Annotated in this window: 15 protein-coding genes (1 of these 15 running past the window's edge); 3 read left to right on the top strand and 12 right to left on the bottom strand. The window is 42.8% G+C overall.

The genetic code is table 11. The features are described 5' to 3' along the window. The 3 genes from P2A85_RS00585 to P2A85_RS00575 form a co-directional block, all read right to left on the bottom strand. Positions 1–37 carry the 5' portion of a dihydrolipoamide acetyltransferase family protein gene (locus P2A85_RS00585; protein WP_377481782.1) on the bottom strand. The gene continues 1,259 nt to the left of window position 1, outside the view, so the window shows 37 of its 1,296 coding nt (coding positions 1–37); it begins with the start codon at positions 35–37; the stop codon falls past the left edge of the window. A gap of 819 nt (positions 38–856) precedes the next feature. Continuing rightward, positions 857–1,306: a YlqD family protein gene (locus tag P2A85_RS00580; RefSeq protein ID WP_377477000.1), complete on the bottom strand. Its 450-nt coding sequence runs from the start codon at positions 1,304–1,306 to the stop codon at positions 857–859. 340 nt (positions 1,307–1,646) lie between these two features. Continuing rightward, complete coding sequence (locus tag P2A85_RS00575; RefSeq protein ID WP_377476999.1) at positions 1,647–3,596, bottom strand: AMP-dependent synthetase/ligase; 1,950 nt, start codon at positions 3,594–3,596, stop codon at positions 1,647–1,649. 363 nt (positions 3,597–3,959) lie between these two features. On the opposite strand from P2A85_RS00575, the gene P2A85_RS00570 reads away from it, so the two are divergent. Next, positions 3,960–5,480 (top strand): leucine-rich repeat domain-containing protein, encoded by a 1,521-nt coding sequence (locus P2A85_RS00570; RefSeq protein WP_377476997.1) that lies wholly within the window; start codon positions 3,960–3,962, stop codon positions 5,478–5,480. Between the two features lie 21 nt (positions 5,481–5,501). Here P2A85_RS00570 and P2A85_RS00565 read toward each other — a convergent pair whose 3' ends face one another. From P2A85_RS00565 to P2A85_RS00555, 3 genes are all read right to left on the bottom strand, one after another. Then, positions 5,502–5,795, bottom strand: a complete 294-nt coding sequence (locus P2A85_RS00565; RefSeq protein WP_341735102.1) for a DUF433 domain-containing protein — start codon at positions 5,793–5,795, stop codon at positions 5,502–5,504. Positions 5,796–5,894: 99 nt separating this feature from the next. Continuing rightward, entirely contained in the window at positions 5,895–6,197 is a 303-nt protein-coding gene (locus tag P2A85_RS00560; RefSeq protein ID WP_341735103.1) for a UPF0175 family protein, read from the bottom strand. Between the two features lie 234 nt (positions 6,198–6,431). Then, positions 6,432–6,593, bottom strand: a complete 162-nt coding sequence (locus P2A85_RS00555) for a hypothetical protein (RefSeq protein WP_377476996.1) — start codon at positions 6,591–6,593, stop codon at positions 6,432–6,434. 415 nt (positions 6,594–7,008) lie between these two features. Between P2A85_RS00555 and P2A85_RS00550 the strand changes: the two genes are divergently transcribed. Then, on the top strand, positions 7,009–7,863 hold the full coding sequence (locus P2A85_RS00550) for a lysophospholipid acyltransferase family protein (RefSeq protein ID WP_377476995.1): 855 nt from the start codon (positions 7,009–7,011) through the stop codon (positions 7,861–7,863). Positions 7,864–8,322: 459 nt separating this feature from the next. Here P2A85_RS00550 and P2A85_RS00545 read toward each other — a convergent pair whose 3' ends face one another. Genes P2A85_RS00545 through P2A85_RS00530 form a run of 4 tightly spaced genes read right to left on the bottom strand, consistent with a single transcriptional unit; the run spans position 8,323 to position 14,859 of the window. Then, the gene (locus P2A85_RS00545; protein ID WP_377476994.1) at positions 8,323–9,474 is read right to left on the bottom strand and encodes a DUF3322 domain-containing protein; all 1,152 of its coding nucleotides are present in this window, start codon (positions 9,472–9,474) and stop codon (positions 8,323–8,325) included. A 12-nt stretch (positions 9,475–9,486) separates the two neighbouring features. Further along, positions 9,487–12,822 carry an ATP-binding protein gene (locus tag P2A85_RS00540; RefSeq protein ID WP_377476992.1) on the bottom strand — a complete coding sequence of 1,112 codons (3,336 nt, stop codon included), beginning with the start codon at positions 12,820–12,822 and terminating at the stop codon, positions 9,487–9,489. Beyond that, a complete protein-coding gene (locus P2A85_RS00535) occupies positions 12,803–13,393 on the bottom strand; it encodes a DUF4194 domain-containing protein (RefSeq protein ID WP_377476991.1) in 591 nt (196 codons plus the stop codon). Before P2A85_RS00535 ends, P2A85_RS00540 begins: the two co-directional genes overlap by 20 nt. Next, a complete protein-coding gene (locus P2A85_RS00530) occupies positions 13,390–14,859 on the bottom strand; it encodes a DUF3375 domain-containing protein (RefSeq protein WP_377476990.1) in 1,470 nt (489 codons plus the stop codon). Before P2A85_RS00530 ends, P2A85_RS00535 begins: the two co-directional genes overlap by 4 nt. Positions 14,860–15,061: 202 nt before the next feature. On the opposite strand from P2A85_RS00530, the gene P2A85_RS00525 reads away from it, so the two are divergent. Then, positions 15,062–16,609, top strand: coding sequence for an IS5 family transposase (locus P2A85_RS00525; RefSeq protein ID WP_377476989.1), 1,548 nt, complete (start codon positions 15,062–15,064; stop codon positions 16,607–16,609). 52 nt (positions 16,610–16,661) lie between these two features. On the opposite strand, the gene rlmN is transcribed toward P2A85_RS00525, so the two are convergent. Then, positions 16,662–17,771 (bottom strand): 23S rRNA (adenine(2503)-C(2))-methyltransferase RlmN, encoded by a 1,110-nt coding sequence (gene rlmN, locus P2A85_RS00520; RefSeq protein WP_341735523.1) that lies wholly within the window; start codon positions 17,769–17,771, stop codon positions 16,662–16,664. Between the two features lie 303 nt (positions 17,772–18,074). After that, positions 18,075–18,272, bottom strand: coding sequence for a hypothetical protein (locus P2A85_RS00515; RefSeq protein ID WP_340524632.1), 198 nt, complete (start codon positions 18,270–18,272; stop codon positions 18,075–18,077). Positions 18,273–18,451: the final 179 nt, after the last annotated feature.

Here is an 18,451-nt window from a genome sequence, read left to right as displayed (position 1 = left end):
TAGAACTTAGGGCGGGCATGAAAACTTCGCGAATCATCTGTAAAAAGTCCTTTTTAACTAGACAGGTGGGAATCCCCACAGCATAATCTTTGATTTGCTGTGGGATGAGAGCTGCGCTCCTCATCGGAGCGACCCAGAATGCGATGTTGGGCCTTGCCAACCAGCATTCTTTGGGTGGCGAGGCAACTCGCACTCTGAGTCATAATTCTGGTAAAATACTCGTATCTTGGATCAAAGAATCACAATCTGGGTCTAAGTAAAAACCTTTCATGTGACAAGTGGGGCAGGTCGCGTTCCTCACTATAAAACGCCGTAGAGGGAAACAATTGGAGTCCGCAGGAAGGAAGATCTTGATATCCACAGGCGGGACTCAGATGCCCAAACCATACCCAAAGGGTTGGTGTGGGAGCGTCACTTGCTAATCGGGAATTGGTAATACCAATTTAATGTGAAGTTACATATATTCCGATCCCCCTCGCATCCCCACCCCCCCCTAGCCCCCCCTTCCCCCCTGCCCCCCCCAAGGGGGGATGGGGGAAGGGGGATTTTGAGAAGAATCTTGTCCCTCCCGAATGTAGGGGCGGTGCCTGTGAGTGCCCGCCGTTGGCTAGGGGGGATCGGAAAGACTGTAGGCTCAGACAGTAGGCTGGTACTACCTTTGACATTAATTTGAGACCAATCCAGGAGAACCCGCCCCAAAGATACAAGTTCAATGCACAACAGTTGGTTTGGCAATTGATAATTGGCGATCGGCGATCGGCAATAATTATTATTATGCCAGTCTCTAGTCCGAAGATCTGTGACTAATGACTCCAAATCTGCCAATTACCAATCACCAATTACCAATTTCTAATTTCTAAATATCACCTCGAATTTCTTGGACAATTCCATCACGGAGGAGAACTTCTACTTGCATTTTTTGAATCAAGTTTTCTCCTAAGCCGACAGTGAATGTACCGTCAATTTGACCTTGACTCACTTCTTGTTCTAGGTCTAGTACCTGCACTTGCTGGAGTTGTTGCAGACTTTGGTTTTTCTGTTCTAGCAGTTCACTTTTCCGTTGATTAACCTGGGTTTGAATGTTTTCTATTTGCTGCATTACTTGAGGACCAGGGGGGTGCAGGCTTTGCTTTTGGATTTCAGAAATCATCCGTTGTCCTTGCATTTCTAGCTGTTGTAGCTGAGAGTCGATTTGATTAATTTGGGCTTGGAGTTGCTGTTGAGCTTCTTCTTTCCAGCGGGGAGTAACGACGACTTTAACGTTAATCGATCGCTTCAAGAGTAATTGTGGGGTGGACAGTTCCATAAAGTTGTTGTTTGTCAATTGAGAATTGAGAATTGGGAATTGGGAATTGGGAATTGGGAATTGGGAATTGGAAATTGGGAATTGAATGCGACTAACTGCTAGTTGCTAATTATTCAAAAGCTATTAGCTGTCCTACCAATTTTTTGTGAGGCTGCATAGAATGTGATCCCCCCTAACCCCCCTTAATAAGGGGGGACAAGATCGCGTTCAAAGTCCCCCTTATTAAGGGGGATGCGAGGGGGATCAGAATATGTGCAACTTCACAAAAAATTGATATCAGTCTGTCCCCGTCTTCAATCTCCTGTCGCTTGTCCCGATTCCCGATGCCCTGAGAATATTTTCAAAACATCCCGTCAATCATATCGCGGTAGTGTTGCGTCACAACCGGGCGCTTAATTTTCAGGGTTTGAGTCAGCATTCCATTTTCCATCGAGAATGGCTCCAAAATCAACCGGAACGGGCCAATGCGATCGTCGGCGCGGTATCCGGGGCGATTTTGCACCTCGCGGTTCAATTCTTGGCGAAATAAGTCTTGAATTGTCTTGCTATTCCAGTCAATTTCGTGTATTGGAGGATTCTGAGTTGCGGCCCATTTCTCCACGGCTTCTGCATTGGGGACAATTAATGCTCCCACAGATTTCTGGTCTTGACCCACTAGCATAATTTGGTCGATGTAGAGGCTGCGGAGACAGGCATCTTCGATGGGCTGAGGTTCGATATTTTCGCCATTGGTGAGGACGATCGTATCTTTGGCGCGCCCGGTTAAAATTAAATCGTTGCCCGGTGTCAGCCAGCCCAAGTCGCCGGTATCAAACCAGCCTTCGGGGTCGATCGCCTTTGCCGTCGCTTGGGGATTAAGATAATAACCTGCCATGATTTGTGGCCCCCGCGCCAATACTAAACCGCGCTTACCTACAGCCAGTTGTTGCCGAGTTTCCGGGTCTACTATTTTAACTTCCGTATGGGCGATCGGCTGTCCCGCCGAACCTTTGAGATTATGCCAAGGACGACGAACCGTTAACACTGGTGAAGTTTCGGTTAAGCCGTATCCCACCAACAAACCGATATTCGCTATTTCAAAGAAATTGTCCAAGTGGGCGGCCAAAGAACCACCACCACTAATTGCCCATTTAAAACGTCCTCCCGTAGCTTCCCGAACTTTTTGGTAAACCAGTTTTTCGGCGAGGGCGTGAATGGGTAATAATAGAATGCTTTTGATGCGGGCGATGAGTTTTTCGGTAGCAGAAGCAGGTTTTAAATTGAGAGTTAATCCTTGGTAAATGCGACGAGATTCTATATATTTTTGGCTGGCCGATAGCAGGAAGTTAACTAATTTTTGTTTGTTAGGTGGCTGTTCCCGAAATTGCTTTTGTACTGCCTCATAAATCGATTCCCAGATGCGTGGAACGCTGATCATGTACTGGGGTTTGTAAGTTTTGAAATCTTGTTTGAAGTAGCGAATATTGGTGTAAATCTGCGTGCATCCTTGGGAAAGCATGAAGTATTCGACAGTGCGTTCGTAGGCGTGCCAACTGGGGAGAATACTGAGAACACCTTCGCCGCCTTCTGGCTGGAGAATTGTGCCGAAGGTGGTGATTTGGTGTAGCAGGTTGCCGTGGGTCAGCATCACACCTTTGGGTTTACCTGTAGTGCCGCTGGTGTAGAGGAGGGTGGCGAGGGTTTGAGGTTTGTGGTTGGTGGGTTTGAGGGGGCGGTTGGCCCCTGTGGCCATGACTTGGGAAAATTTGACGGTGTTGAGGGTGGGGCTGGTTTCTGGTTCTTCGTCGGAGAGGAGGATGATGAGTTGAATTGGCAAATCGGGGAGGCGGTGTTGCAGTTTTTTGAGTAATGCGCGGTTTTCGACTACTAAGGCGGTGCTACCGCTGTCTTGGATGATGTAGAGGAGTTCTTCGGGGTCGGCGGTGGCGCCTCGGACGGCGTTGGCGGCCCCGGCCATCATGATGCCTTGGTCGGCTATCAGCCAGCGGGGGCTGTTGTCGGCGAAGAGGGCGACGCGGGGAGGGATTGCTTCTGAGGGGTTTGGTTCGATGCCGAGGGCTTGGAGGCCGGCGGCGAATTGCTGCATTTGTCGGTACAGGTCGGTGTAGGTAAGCTTGATTTCGGGCTTGCTGTGGGGGTCGTGGAGGGCGACTATTTGACCGAATTTCTGTTGGGCGATCGCCCAAATTTCTGGTACTGATTGGATGGAGGTGTAATCGATCAGGCGGCTGAGGTTAGCGCGATCGCGATCGGTCATTTGAGATGATGTGTAAGATGCTGTGCTGTTCATAGGGTATTTTGGCGCTTTGTTTGAGATTAAAGTGTTGTTTCTGAATCTATTCTTAATTTATCTCCTCAGTGGCGCGATCGAACTCAGACAGTTTGCGTCCTGTCAGTACCTTTGAGAATCTATGCTTTGTTATTTGTTATCTTGTCATCGATCGGGCTGAGGCAGAAACCGGGTTTTTTCCAAAAATCTTGCATCTTCGCCTTGAATTTTGTTAAAAACCCGGTTTCTTTGATATAGGCGCAAGTCCAGATAGAGTATTTTTGAATTTTGTTACTTTTTCAAACGCGAGCGATCGGAATTTGCATTATTTATAGTACCCTTAATTTCAGGTAAAGGATGTGACGCTTATAGTTGTAAAAAAACATGAATTTCTCAAGATTAATAGTAGTTATTTGGAGCGCGATCTGCTTAATATCATGTGGCAATGAATTTTCGGTATTAGCAGCAGTCGATCCGCAATGGGAACACGGGGCACAAACATTTGTTGAGTGGTGTCGCATACAAGATTTGAGTCCTTACACTAAATATACTATTGATGCGTTGTTATTTCACGCAGGAACTAATGATTGCGACGCGGCAGATCGAAAGCTTTCAAGCCTCACGGAACTTAACCTCTCTAGCAGTTACATCACCGACATCAAACCTCTAGCATCTTTGACTAACCTGACTAAACTCGACCTTAGCGGCAATTACATCAGCGACATCCGACCACTAGCATCTTTGACCCAACTGACTGAGCTCGGTCTCTTAGACAATAAAGTAAGCTACATCCAACCCCTAGAATCTTTGACTCAACTGACTAAACTCGAACTCCAAGATAATAAAATCAACGATATTCAAGCTTTGCAATTTTTGACTAAACTCACTGAACTCAATCTCCAGGATAATAAAGTCAGCGACATTCAAGCATTGCAATTTTTGACTAAACTCACTAAACTAAACCTCTGGAACAATAAAATCAGGGACACAAAAGCCTTGCAATCTTTGACTAAAATAACTGAACTCCATCTTGATGCCAATCAAATCAGTAACATTCAATCGTTACAATCTTTGACTAATCTGACTGAACTCCGCCTTGATGGTAATCAAATTAGCGACATTAAACCCTTGCAATCTTTGACTAATCTGAAATTGCTCGGACTCAACAACAATAAAGTTGGCGACATTAAAGCCTTACAATATTTAACTAACTTGACTGAACTCGATCTCGCAAACAATCAAATTCGCGAGATTAAAGCCTTTCAATTTTTGACTTGCCTGACTCAACTCCACCTCGAAAACAATCAAGTCCGCGAGATTAAAGCCTTGCAATTTTTGACTGACCTGACGGAACTTCATCTCGAAGACAATCAAATCCGGGATATTAAAGCCTTGCAACCTTTAAATAAATTGACTTCTCTCTTACTTCTCAACAATAAAATAAGCGACATTAAAGCTTTGCAATCTTTGACTAACCTAAATGAACTATACCTCGCAAACAATCTGATAAGCGATATCAAACCGCTAGCCTCTTTGACTAACTTGACTAGGCTCTTCCTTTACAAAAATCAAATTAGCGACATCAAGCCACTAGCATCTTTGACTAACTTGACTGAGCTCCACCTTGGAAATAATCTTATCAGCGACATCCAACCGCTAAAATCTTTGACTAACCTGGGTAGGCTCGCCATCAATAACAATAAGATTGAAAATATCCAACCGCTAACATCCTTGACTGGCTTGAGTGAATTAGAACTTGACAACAACCAAATTAGAAACATCCAACCACTAGCATCTTTAACTCTCCTTAAGTATATCTACCTCAGCGGAAATCCGATCGCTCCCAAAACTTGCCCTCTCAAACCAGAGTCTATCTGCAATTGGGAACCACTACCTAAACCATAAAACTTTAACGAATCTGGCTCATTAAATTCTCCCAGCCCTGCGATCGGCTTCCAATCGCTCGTACTCAGCTAATTCGGCAGCTAAATCAGCCTCAATTTCCTTGCGGTTAGCGTGATAGTAAGATAGCGCTGCATAAATTTGTGCTAAATTTAAATAGGAAATTTCTTCAAGTATTGCTTCTGGGCTCATCCCTTGTTGATGCCAAACGGCAATTTGAGCGATAGAAATTCTAGTTCCCGCAATGCGGGGACGCCCTCCACAGGTTTCAGGCGTACTGACAACCAGCGTGCCGATGTCGATCGCAGTTGCTGACATACTTACCTCTTAGGAAAAACTCAAATCTAGCACAAACAGGACTTACGCATAGGTGTTTTGAACTCATCGGAAAAGAGAATCTGGATTTGGGGTATCTCGTCAGTCATCAGTCCCATCCCACAGTTCGGAAATAGGATGCACTTTGCCTTCTTTAATTTGCTGGAGGGAAGTGCGGAGGCTGGCTAGGACGAGTTCGGCGGGTTCGTCATCGATATCTGCGGGCGGGGTGACGATATGGCGATCGATTAATAGTTGGTAGAAGTCGTCCACAGACATTACAGCAAGTTGAGCGGCTTTATCTAGACTGAGGTTGTGCTGCTGATAAAGTACGATCGCCAATTCTATCCTCACATCGGCTTCAGTCACGGGCAGATTGTCGGGAAGGTCGATCGTAAGAAGCATGATTTAAGGTACTTTTTAATTTCAGAGATTTGATATACTACCCGCCGTAGATTGGTTGACAATTTGTGCAGGAAGTCGGTGCGAGTATCTGTTATTTTATTGTGTTGCTTAGCTATCCGAATCACTGAGTTCAACCTTGGCGGAAATCCGATCGCTCCCAAAACTTGCCCGATCGAGCTAGAGTCTATCTGTAAGTGGGAACCACCAGCTCAACCAGAAAACTTTACAGCCAGGTCAGACACGGCAATGGTGGGGGTCGTGGAGGGCGACGGTTTGACTGACTTTCTGTTGGACGATCGCCCAAACTTCGGGTACCGATCGCATGGAAGTATAATCGATCGGGCGGCTGAGGTTAGCGCGATCGCGATCGGTCATGGGAGATGCTGTGCTGTTCATAGTTATTTTTGTGATTTTTGTGACATTAAATTCTTTTCTCTAAATTTAGTATGAAATGTATCCTAACTGTATGTGCTTGGGTAGGGACAGTTAACAAATCTGTCTCTACCTTTTAATTTTTATGGCGCGTTAATAATTTAATTTTAATGGGTATATTTTGAATTTATTTATTTTAAATCTGCTTCAGTATGTCCCATAATTATGAATTAATTTTTTTATAAAATTAGCGATTGTGGTGTTTGATTTTTGGTGGTTTTTGCGGAAATATGAAAATGTATATCTACGATGATGTAAGTATAAACATTATGAGATTTCTAGCCCTGGTGCTATTATAAATAACTATAGGTAAAATTTTAATAATTTGCCATAATAAAAATACACTTTGTTACCGCCGATCGCCCTGAAACATCAAGCAATGAAATATTCTGCATCCACTCCCAGAAGCCACAGCACAGCATCTCGCTTTGACGGTTTATCTTTAGACGATCGCAATCCCGAATTCATTAAACTGATGTTGCCGATCTGGGAGTGGCTATACCGCTACTATTTTCGCGTAGAAAGCGACGGCTGGCAATACGTCCCAGCGAGCGGAAAAATGCTGGTTGTGGGTTCTCACAACGGCGGAATTGTGGCACCAGATATGTTTATGTTCCTATACGAATGGTTCCACAGGTACGGCACCGAAAGGTTAGCCTATGGATTAATGCACCCGACGGTTTGGAAAGTTTCTCCTGAGCTTGCTAGCATGGCAGTGCAGTGTGGTGCGATCAAGGCCCATCCCAAAATGGCGATCGCAGCTTTGCGCAAAAATATTCCAGTGCTCGTCTATCCAGGCGGCGCAGAAGATACTTTCCGTCCCTATCATTTGCGCGATAAAATTTACTTTGCTGGACGCAAAGGATTTATTAAATTAGCCCTGCGAGAAGAAGTTCCGATTGTACCAATTATCTCCCACGGTGCCCACGATACTTTGATGGTACTGGGAGATTTTTATCAGGAAGTAAAGCAATTACATGAATGGGGGATGCCGTGGTTATTTGGCATCGATCCGGTGGTGTTTCCGGTGTATTTAGGATTGCCTTGGGGATTGAGTTTTGGGCCTTTGCCCCATCTACCTTTGCCCGTACAAATTCGGACTCGCGTGTGCAAACCCATCGTCTTTGAGAGGTATGGTGCGGATGCTGCGGGCGATCGCGATTATGTTGATGCTTGTTTCGATTTAGTTACAATGCAAATGCAACAGGAATTAGACCGTTTAATTGGTAGTTGACAAAGTGGTAGGCGCGTGGGCGATGGCTGGGATTCCTACGATTATTTGGGGTAGGGAAACGGCACTGCCCATGGGTGTCAACTTAAGACTAAAATCCTTGAGAAATCCCGTTTTTACCCTAGTGTAGATCCCCCTCGCATCCCCACCCCCCCCAGCCCCCCCAAGGGGAGATGGGGGATGGGGGAAGGGGGACTTTGAGCAAGTTCTTGTTCCCCCCTTCTTAAGGGGGGCTAGGGCGTGTTTTCAAACTACTCCTTAAGATTTAGATCCCCCTAAATCCCCCTTAAAAAGGGGGACTTAAAGACTCTTTCCCCCCCCTTTTTAAGGGGGGTTGGGGGGGATCTCCGGGGAGAGAAAACACGCCATAGGGGGGATCTAGATTTAATAGTTAAACAGCAGTCTGTGACTGGGTTAGAAGTTAAGTTGACACCTAGGGGCACACTTGAGTGTCCTCCGTTGCTAGGTATCAGCCAAATTATTCAACCTGCCAATTACAAAATCCTGCGGTATCTTTTCCTGTTCTAAACGAATTGTTTGGTTCGACAAATCAACAAATAAATCATGCTCCTCCGGTGTCAGGTAAGATAAGTTAGCAACCTTGCACACTGTTCCCGGCACAGCAAATTCCTGAAAAGTATCGAAAGTTTCTCGATCCATCATCACAGAAATTGTTTCATAAAAATAAGACCTTAACTGCGAAAGAATCTGGAAACCTTGGGCATCCAAATCACCCCAGTAAATTATTTGACAATCATTTAGCCACTCAACATCTTTTAGAATAGCTATATTAAATCCCTTTCCACACAGCGCAAAGGTGTTACTTAAATCAGGTAAAGTACGAAAATTCATCAGATTTTCAGTAATAATAAAGCGGTATCCTTGAAGATTGCGACGTTCAAAATCAGAAATGAGTATGCTCATCTCCGAGGTGCTAATGCCATACTTCACCTGTAGGTTTTGATCCAAAGATCTGATAGTTACCGATCGCTCAGCATATCGCAAACCAAATCGCTTTTCAAAATCATTTTCTTCTGGATTAACAGCATCGTCAGGTAGGATAGCTGACAGCAATTCATTCAGAATACCTTTATTTTGTTCGATGAACTTAGTGTGAACACTTATCGGTAGTTCTCGAATATAAAAGTGAGGTTTCGGATTATTCTGGAAATACAAGCAGACACGCAATAAACTATCCCATTTGCCTAAGTGATTGATTACTTTTTGAGGATTTTGATTGAGCCAGATATTTAACTCTGGAATTTCATTAATAATCCTTGCTACAACTTCCTTAAAATCAGCAACTTCAGGTTCCTTATTCAGGAATTTGAGATAATCTGTCTCTGTTTCAAATGTAATTCGGGATGGTAAAGACTGGATACCAAATTTGCGAGTTTTCCGCTGGTTTAGCTCAACTTGATACCCGTAGCCAACGTCCTTTTTTGAGGCTTTCAGAATTTGCTGTACAGCATCTCTTAGCTTCAGGTAGTCATCGGGAATTTTGTTGCCTGCGGGAAAATCTCGCGGGAAAAAAGGTTCTCCCAGGAGCAAGGATTTCAGGAAGGGAATATAGAGTCGATCGGCTTTTTTTCTGATTTCTTCGGGGGTAATCATCAACAGACGCAGTTAATTTGAAGTAATTTGTCCGAGAGGCTGTTTGTCTAGGGACATATTATAAACCTTGGAGTCGTTCTCTTCAATACTGTTTTCAACATAGTAAGCAGATCCTACATAGTTCTCAACAACTTGGATTTTGTCTTTGGGCGTAACTACCAGAAGCTGAAGATTTAATTGTTTAAATAAATCCATTGCATACCTTGCATTTGCTTCATCTAACTTACTAAAAGCTTCATCAATCACCACAAGACGAAATGATTGAGATTTAATTTCATCCTGTATTAATCCAAATTGGTAGGCAATAGCTGACGCTAGAATAGTGTAAGCTAATTTAGCCTTTTGCCCGCCGGATTTTCCAGAGGAGTCCGAGTGATATTCCTTCTCAGTGTCGTCGGCTTTATTCTTGACGCTGACTGAGAAATTGAGCCAATTACGCACATCGGTGACTCTTGCTGTCCACCGCTCATCTGACTTGAGGCGATCGATCAGGTCTTTAATTTTTTCAAAGCTAGCTTCGTCAGCTTCAGGAGTTCGCTCAACTCCTACATCAGCATAGCACAACCCCTTCTTCAAGAGATTTTTAAATTCCTTAATTCCGTTTTCTCCGTTGGGTTCCCATTGGACTTGTATATAAGTCAATGGTGTATATTCAATCATTTTTAAGGATTGATTGAGATTGTCAATATTATCTTTAATGTCACTTTCCCAGTATTCTAAAGTATCTTTAAAATTAGAAATAGCGCTATGTATTTTCTCATCAAGCAGTTTTTTAAACCTTTGTTCCTGTGTGGGTAAATCATCTTCTTCTATTTTTTCTAGCATCAGCTTGAACTCTGGGATAAAATCTACTGATGCGTCAACATTGACAGTTTCTGCGGGATAGCCCCACTTGTAACTACTCATCTGTTTTTCGATGCTGTTTCGCAGAGAATTCAACTTGTTGTTGGCGGCGCTTATTCGAGTCTGGTAAGACTCCTTTACATCAGTTTCCAACTTATAAATGTTATCGAGGCTCGGAATTTGATTTCTGAAACTCTCTTCAATATCAGGGGTATAAGTCTGAATCTCTTCGGATGTCGATAAACTTGAGCGTTTTTCGCATTCAACGCTCTGTTTTTGGTGATTCTCGATATCGCGATCGAGAATAGCAATTTCTCCGTGGGCTTTAGTTTTAGCTTCTTCTTTTTTCTGAATGTCATCCCTGACAGCAGCTAGTTTTCTCTTCAACTCCTCTAAACGATCGCAATTCCCCTCTAACTCTTCCTTTTCCTCTACTAGAGTTTGCTTCTCGATCGCGCGCGGTTTCCAGTCGATCGCAGAAAAATCATTAAATTCCAATAACTGTTCTAGCCGATTTTTTTTAACTCTGCACTCTTCGAGTTTTTTGTCAATAGCCTGTATAGCTTTTTCTACTCGACTAAGTTCTGCTTTAAGCTGATTCAATTCAGCTTCACAATCCTTAATTTTATCAGAATTGTCCCACCCCAAAATATATCTTTTTTTGTTGTCATTGCTGGAATGGCGATCGTCTTTTTCATGTTTATTCCCCTGCTTAATCAAGCCATTTTTTGTAATAGCAAAATTCTGCCGCTCAAACCGATCTAACTCTTGACAACAGATGTAGTCACCATAATATTTTGATAATTCATTAGCCAGCCAAGCAGTATATTCAGTATCAGATTTAATCTCCAATTTGTTAAACAAGGAATTATTATCTAAGTTTTTGGAGACCCGATCTAAATTTTTATTGTCAACTTTTTCATAAACCACGCGGCCCCGCAGATTAGTGCGATCGACATATTGAGTAAATTTATGGTAGTATTTTTCAGGAACTAAGAGTCGCAGTCCAAAATTGTGCAGCAGTTTTTCGATCGCCCCTTCCCATTCTTGTTCTCCATCCTTTACCTTCAGGAGTTCGCCCACAAAAGGAATTTCTGCCTCAGCAATTCCCAAAGATGTTAATATCTTTTCTCTGATTCGCAAGTTTTCAGTAGGAATCTGATTTTTTCGCTGTCTTAAAGATAGCAGTTCTTGATTTAACTCAGTGCAACTATCTTTAACTTGCTTCTCATAATTTTTTTGGTCATCGCGTTGGGTTGTTAATTCTTCTAGTTCAACATCAACACCTGATTGAGTTTCCCTTGCTTGGATTAGAGAACGATTAAATGTATCCCGGTCACTGTAAGCTGGAAATTCTATACCTCCAGCAATTTTATCGTATCTTTCGGCTGCTTGTCGATGATTAGCTATATGACTTTCTAAAACCTTAATTTGTTCTTCTAATTCTTTTATTTTCTGTCCGGTTTCATCATTTTTGATGTCAAATATTAATTCTAGCTCTTGCTTTCGCAAGTCATCTAAAAATCGGCTTATTTCTGATAAATTATGGCTGACTTGACTGCGTTCCTGTTGTTTATCGTCAATACCTTTCTGCAACAAAGCTATTTTACGCAGAGCAAAATAGGCGGGAACAACTGGCAATACTTGCTCTAATTCATCCAAATTACGCTTGACATTTTCGTACTTGTCAGCATCAGCAACTAGCGGTCTTAAAATCTCTACCTGTTTCTTTGCTTTCTGCATTTTTTCATGGGAAACCGTTAAATCTTCATAATGACCAGTCAGATCTTTTATTTTGTCCTCAACATTAGTTTTTTCCAGCATATGACCGCGCACAAAGTCATTTAATTTGCCAATTTCTTTGATACTGACAGTCTGATTGAATAAATCGAAAGCTTTTTCGGATTCCACACCAAAGGTTTTACGAAATCGTTTGCTGTAGTCAACAAATGTGTCAAATAGTTCTATTTTTACTTTCGGGAAAGATGCCAACTGCTTTTTTAACTCTGGTAAACTTTGAAAGTTATTGAAGTGTTCGGCGATGCTCAGTTCGCCAGCAGCAACCACAAACAACTTTTCAACTCCCTCTTTTACATACAAAACCTGAGCCAGGGTGACTTTCTGTTCGTATCCTTTGTTATAGAAATAAGCGAGTAAAACTGAATAATCATCTTTGGTACGCAGGTACTGCGGTTTAGATTTGTGGTCATCTTCAGCTTTAATTGTGCTGTAGGCTCCGAGTACATACGTCTTTTCATCTCGCTCTCGCTTTCCTGAGCCTGAAGCCAAGTTATAATTCCGCTTTCCATTCGGCACTAATAGTGTCAGTAGTGCGTCAACCAAAGTCGATTTACCCGAACCATTGGCCCCGGTGAGCAAGGAAGTTTGACCGCAGGGTTTGATCGTACCCTGCTTAAAAGTTCCCCAGTTTAATACTTCCAGCCGATGCAAGCGATATCCAGCTTTGGAATTGTCACTCAAAAATTCAAACATTGGATCTGTCATAAGCTTCTAACCCTTTTTTGATCTCCGTCAATTTTTCAGCGGGAATTTTAGCTTTGAGGATGCGGCGAATTTCATAGGATTCGCCTTCTTTATTTTTTAACTCTTTTAAAAAGTGCAACTTGACAACTCGATTGATCGATTCGTCAAATTTTTTCAACAGCTTTTGATCGTCAGTTTTCTCTGGAAAAAACTGACGCATCAAATCGTAAATTTGATGTTTAGACACAATGCAGCGAGTCGAATCAGACGTGCTGTTATTAAACTCTAGCAATTTCTCGCGCAATAAAACACATAGTATCGTAACTTCGTAACTCAGGGCAACTCTCTTAACCAGCCGGGGCAGTGTCTTTGCTTCCTCGTCGCCATCGTCACCATCTGGCTGCTGTAAATAAGCATATCCTTCGGCTTCATCTAAATAAAGTCTCAGCCCAATTTTCCCGAAGTATTCTCTGACGTTTTGTTCGTTTTTCAATAGCAAATCCCAATCACCGTCATCCTCATACAAAATACCTTGTAGTAATTTGATGATTGCTGGTGCGTAGTCGGATACAATAATCTCGTTTGTCATCATAAATTTGCTGTGTTTATCTTTGTAAAAATAACTTGTGGGAGTGTCAGGTGCAGGATGTTCTGCTTGTCAAAGGAACTTGCCGTAATGCGATCGCTCACTGAGTCATCGATCGCGTGTTTTGTGTCTTGAGAGGCGATCGCCAAATAAGCAACTACTTCAGACAAACCATTTTCCACCGGATACTTCTCAATTACTTCAGCTAGCGTTACCCAATCTTTGCCCTCCAATGTGGCTGAAATCTGCCGCTTCAATACTTCCTCATCCACATAACAATAATTTCGCAAAGCATCAATTTGTTCCCTCGGTAGCTCAACACTTGCGCTGCTCAAATTGTAGCTTTTAAAACTCCGCTCTTCTGTTGGTTTACCCAAAGGTCTTTCCATCACCAGTTGCACTTCCGGGTCGCCTTCTATCCAAATAAATCCCTCATTTTTGGGAGGATGATCGACCGCCGCAAGTGCTAATTTTTTAATCTCTTTAATCAGTTCAATTACTCGTTTGTTCTCTGCGATATGCTGTTCTTCCAGCATTTTTCGCAACTGTTCGGCCAGACGATAATTAGATTTAATAATTTTGTCGCTAGCTTGAATCAGACTGCGTTTAATTCTTCGGAGGATGGGATTTTTTTTACCCAAATCTTGAAGTTCTGGCAAGCCATATACCCCATCAATCATTTTTTCCAATTCTTCCTGTTTAGAAGGATCTGTCATAAAATCTCGGAAGGCATAGAAGCTGCGCCCCTGATCGGATTTTCTAATTTCTTCATCTGCATCAATTACCTGTGCCACAACTAACCCCTTTCCCCCCTCTTCTTTTAGCTGTGCCTTTTTCACTTTGTCCGTAATTGCTTTAAAATTTTGCTCGACTTCTCCAAAATCATCAAGCAGTCGGCGGGCCACATCATTAGCTTTTAGAAACCACTCTTTGAGCTTAGCTTTGCTGTAGCGTTCAACCTCACCAGTTTGTTTGATTGTGTCGATTTCTTTCTGAATGGCTGCTTTTTGTTTTTCTAATTCGTCTAAACGCGCTGCTGGATCTTCTGTACTTTTGGTTACAATTTCTTTGAGAAGTGAAAATATCTCTAAAAACTGTGATTCAGTGCCAATAAACTCTCTCCTCTTCAAATCTTCCAGCCAACCAATCGCCCGATTAGTACCCGGTGTAAGTTCAAAAACCGGATCGTCATCCTTGGTCTGATAATATCTTTTCAAGAACTGATGCTCGCTGTTGCACCAAGTGTCCAGGTAAGTCTGTGCTTTCCCACGATATAGTTCCGGTTGATGTTCGCACAGCTTCTCCAAATAATTTTCAAGTTTTTCTACCAATTCTGATTGGGAAACGGTAATCCGATTTAAAGACTTGAACTGGCGATACAAAAAACTGATAATTAAAGGTGCATTGTCAGTTCTTAAAAGCTTGAGGCTAGGCTCATTTTTTAAGTCATATTCTATACGGTCGCGATCCATATCCGATTGTTAAATTAGCTATAAGATTGTCGTGATATTTGAGATAAATCCTTATTTAAAATGAGTTACAAGTGCTTAATTAGGGTTTGCTGAATAATCGCTCGCATATTGCGTGGTCTGGGTTTTCGATCGCGCGATCGAGAAAAAAGTGCAAGATTAACAGGTAAAATAGGTCAAAACCCGTGCATCACCACCTGCGATCGTGTACAAAAAAGCTGAGCTTGCTACTCCCTCACCTTCCGACTTTGAACTCCCCTCATGTGGAAAATTGTCACTCCTTAACCGTTGGGTAAAAATGGCAGAACTAATCCCGTGGTCAGAATTTGAAACAGAATATGCTAAAAACTTCCCCAGAGAAAAAGGGGCACCAGCCAAATCCTTTCGGATGGCATTGGGGGCATTAATTATCAAAGAAAAGTTGGGAGTTAGTGATCGTGAAACAGTAGAACAGATCCGGGAAAACCCCTACCTACAATACTTCATCGGTCAATCAAGCTACAGCAATGAACTACCATTTGACCCGTCACTATTAGTTCACTTCCGGCAACGAATCAGTCCGAACCTAATTAATAAAGTGAATGAACGCATGGTAGAAAAAATGCGAGAAATCACGCCTGTCAAACCCGAAAAAAAAAAGGATTCGGACGCCAAAAATGAGTCCTCTAATCGCGGGAAACTAATCATAGATGCAACCTGCGCCCCAGCAGACATTAGTTATCCGACCGACTTAGGACTATTAAATAGAGCCAGAGTTCATACCGAAAAAATCCTAGACATTCTGTATAAACAAATTAAAGAAAAAACCACTAAAAAACCAAGAACCTACCGTAATCTAGCCAGAAAAGATTACTTATTAATCGCGAAACAAAGACGACCTACCCGCAACAAAAAAAGACAGGCAATTAAAAAACAACTTCAATATATCAAAAGAAACCTAGCTCATATTGAACAGTTAATTGATTCAGGTGCGACCCTAGAAAGTTTGAACAAACAGCAATATAAAACCTTGCTAGTCCTCACAGAAGTCACTCGCCAACAACAGTGGTTATTTGATAACAATAAACAGAGCATTGAGGATAGAATAGTAAGTTTAAGTCAACCCCACATTCGTCCTATTGTCAGAGGAAAAGCAGGGAAAAATGTAGAGTTTGGAGCCAAACTATCAGCGAGCTGCTTTGAAGGATATGTATTTTTAGACCGGATGAGCTGGGACAACTTTAACGAATCTCTTTACTTAAAAGCCCAAGTAGAAGCATATCATAGGTTCACAGGATATTATCCAGAGTCAGTTCATGCAGATCGCATTTACCGAAATCGGGAAAACCGAGCATGGTGTAAAGAAAAAGGCATTAGGCTGAGTGGACCGCCATTAGGAAGACCGCCAGCAAATGTGAGTAAATTAAAAAAGAGGCAAGCGTGGGAAGATGAGAGGATTAGAAATGCCATTGAGGGCAAGTTTGGGCAAGGAAAACGAAGATTCGGTCTCAATCGAGTGATGGCAAAACTTGATAATACATCTGGTACAGTTATTGCAATTACTTTTTTGGTAATGAACCTTGCTACCTGGTGGCGCCGGGTTTTTTGTGTGTTTTTATGTCTATTTGGAAAAAGAACACCTGTTGTTGGCTTGAATATAATCTACAATTATAACTGGGTGGAATCAATGCCGAAACAACTTATATTTAACTCTGCTTTAATATATCGATCGCTCCTGTTCTTAGTTTGCGATCAATTATTCAGCAAGCCCTAATTATGAATCTTTTTATCTATTTTCACAATTTACCACTCATAACCCTTGAATCCTAAACCTCAGAAGCCCGCAATTGTCCGCAGGCTGCATCCGCCTCCAACCCGCGAGAATACCGCACGCTAACAGCAATTTTCTTCTCCTTCAAAGCAGCCACAAAACCATTAACTCGATTGGGAGTAGGGCGCTGATATTCTGCTTCCTGAATCGGATTGTAAGGAATTAAATTGACGTGACACTGAAAACCGCGCAAATGAGTTGCTAACTCCGCTGCGTGCTCCGGTAAATCATTTACACCTGCTAACAGGACATATTCAAAACTCAACCTGCGCCCCGTAGATTGCACATATTCGCGACATTCTGCTACTAATTCATCCAAAGGATAAGGACGGGCGCTAGGAATTAACTCTTCGCGCAATCTTTGATTGGAAGCGTGGAGACTAACGGCGAGGGTAACTTGTAAATGATGTTCGGCTAATTGGCGGATGCGATTGCGAATTCCGACGGTGGAAATGGTGATGTTGCGTTGTCCAATTCCCACATCTTGATTCAAACATTTGACAGCAGCTACAACGTTGTCTGCATTCAGCAATGGTTCTCCCATCCCCATAAATACGATGTGGCTGACTCTACGCCCGAAATCTTGCTGAACTGTTAATACTTGATCGACGATTTCGTGTTTTTCTAAATTGCGCTTAAAACCGCCCTTTCCTGTAGCGCAAAAATCGCAGCCCATGGCGCATCCCACTTGTGCAGACACGCACACTGTTAGTCGTTTTTCGGTGGGAATCCCTACGGTTTCAATGATTTGACCGTCGGCTAATTTTAGAAGATACTTGACGGTGGAGTCTGGTGCAACCGATCGATAGTGAATAGTCGATCGCCCGATCGGAATTTTCGCCACAGTCTCGCGCCACTGTTTCGAGAATACAGAAATCTCAGAAAGCGATCGAGCCCCTTTTTCATAAATCCACTGGTACAACTGCGAACCGCGATAAGCAGGTTGGCCCTGTTGCTGCACCCACTCCGTTAACTCAGCCAAACTCGCCCCCAACAAGGGCGGAATTTTACCAGCATTAACAGCAGAAGCAGCCGTCTTGGTAGACTGATTTGCACCCTTGGAATTACCAGAAGAGTACACCTGAGAAACGGAAGTACGAGGCATAGGTCATCACAAAATTTAAAGCCACCCTCTATCTTAAAACTTCTTGACCAAAGCTGCCGTCTCTTGGGGGCGAAGTTGGCTAGAATCCACTTCATATCAAATCCTCTCTTCATTGGAATTATTAAACTCTCTCTTCTCTTCCTTCGCGTCCTTCGCGCCTTCGCGGTTAAATCATTCCGATACAACCGGAATTGATATCATCAATATTTTCTGCCAATTACTGTCAACAAAAAAAAGATGCTGCCTCTCAATCGAGGGCAGCTACTTCTGTAAAGCATTTTATTGTCTCTCAAAACTGCTGGATTAACCTTCAGTATTTCCCGATTTATTCGGTAGTTGCAAGTCATCAGGATCGACATAATGACAAACTGCTTTGTCTATGCAAATCAATGCCCAACCAGACTTATCGATACTCATCAGCTTGTAGGATGCTGGCTGAATAAAGAAACCTTTGTGATTGCGAGTCGCTGGCTTGATATTAACGTGGTTCTCAGTGCTCATAGTCTTCTAACTCCTGGTACTGTGTTGTTAACTAAGCTTGTATTCCGCTGGGCGGATTGCTGAATCGTGTGGCGCCCCCACACCAATCGCAAGCGATTTGGTTTGGGTTTCAGAGTCCTGTCAAGGATATCTAGAACTTCCTTCAAGGTACTCCAATTGTTTCCCTCTACAGCATTTTA

The organism is Microcoleus anatoxicus, from assembly GCF_042465725.1.
GTDB classification, from domain to species: domain Bacteria; phylum Cyanobacteriota; class Cyanobacteriia; order Cyanobacteriales; family Microcoleaceae; genus Microcoleus; species Microcoleus anatoxicus.
The sequence above is the reverse complement of the archived record's forward strand: the minus strand, read 5'-3'. Positions and strand labels throughout refer to the sequence as shown.

What these genes read in the sequence shown, in the direction of transcription:
- P2A85_RS00545 (WP_377476994.1), bottom strand. Translation starts at nt 9,474, where the DNA reads ATGATTACCCCCGAAGAAATCAGAAAAAAAGCCGATCGACTCTATATT.
- P2A85_RS00575 (WP_377476999.1), bottom strand. Translation starts at nt 3,596, where the DNA reads ATGAACAGCACAGCATCTTACACATCATCTCAAATGACCGATCGCGAT.
- rlmN (WP_341735523.1), bottom strand. Translation starts at nt 17,771, where the DNA reads ATGCCTCGTACTTCCGTTTCTCAGGTGTACTCTTCTGGTAATTCCAAG.
- P2A85_RS00570 (WP_377476997.1), top strand. Translation starts at nt 3,960, where the DNA reads ATGAATTTCTCAAGATTAATAGTAGTTATTTGGAGCGCGATCTGCTTA.
- P2A85_RS00530 (WP_377476990.1), bottom strand. Translation starts at nt 14,859, where the DNA reads ATGGATCGCGACCGTATAGAATATGACTTAAAAAATGAGCCTAGCCTC.
- P2A85_RS00565 (WP_341735102.1), bottom strand. Translation starts at nt 5,795, where the DNA reads ATGTCAGCAACTGCGATCGACATCGGCACGCTGGTTGTCAGTACGCCT.
- P2A85_RS00550 (WP_377476995.1), top strand. Translation starts at nt 7,009, where the DNA reads ATGAAATATTCTGCATCCACTCCCAGAAGCCACAGCACAGCATCTCGC.
- P2A85_RS00580 (WP_377477000.1), bottom strand. Translation starts at nt 1,306, where the DNA reads ATGGAACTGTCCACCCCACAATTACTCTTGAAGCGATCGATTAACGTT.
- P2A85_RS00560 (WP_341735103.1), bottom strand. Translation starts at nt 6,197, where the DNA reads ATGCTTCTTACGATCGACCTTCCCGACAATCTGCCCGTGACTGAAGCC.
- P2A85_RS00555 (WP_377476996.1), bottom strand. Translation starts at nt 6,593, where the DNA reads ATGAACAGCACAGCATCTCCCATGACCGATCGCGATCGCGCTAACCTC.
- P2A85_RS00535 (WP_377476991.1), bottom strand. Translation starts at nt 13,393, where the DNA reads ATGATGACAAACGAGATTATTGTATCCGACTACGCACCAGCAATCATC.
- P2A85_RS00515 (WP_340524632.1), bottom strand. Translation starts at nt 18,272, where the DNA reads ATGAGCACTGAGAACCACGTTAATATCAAGCCAGCGACTCGCAATCAC.
- P2A85_RS00540 (WP_377476992.1), bottom strand. Translation starts at nt 12,822, where the DNA reads ATGACAGATCCAATGTTTGAATTTTTGAGTGACAATTCCAAAGCTGGA.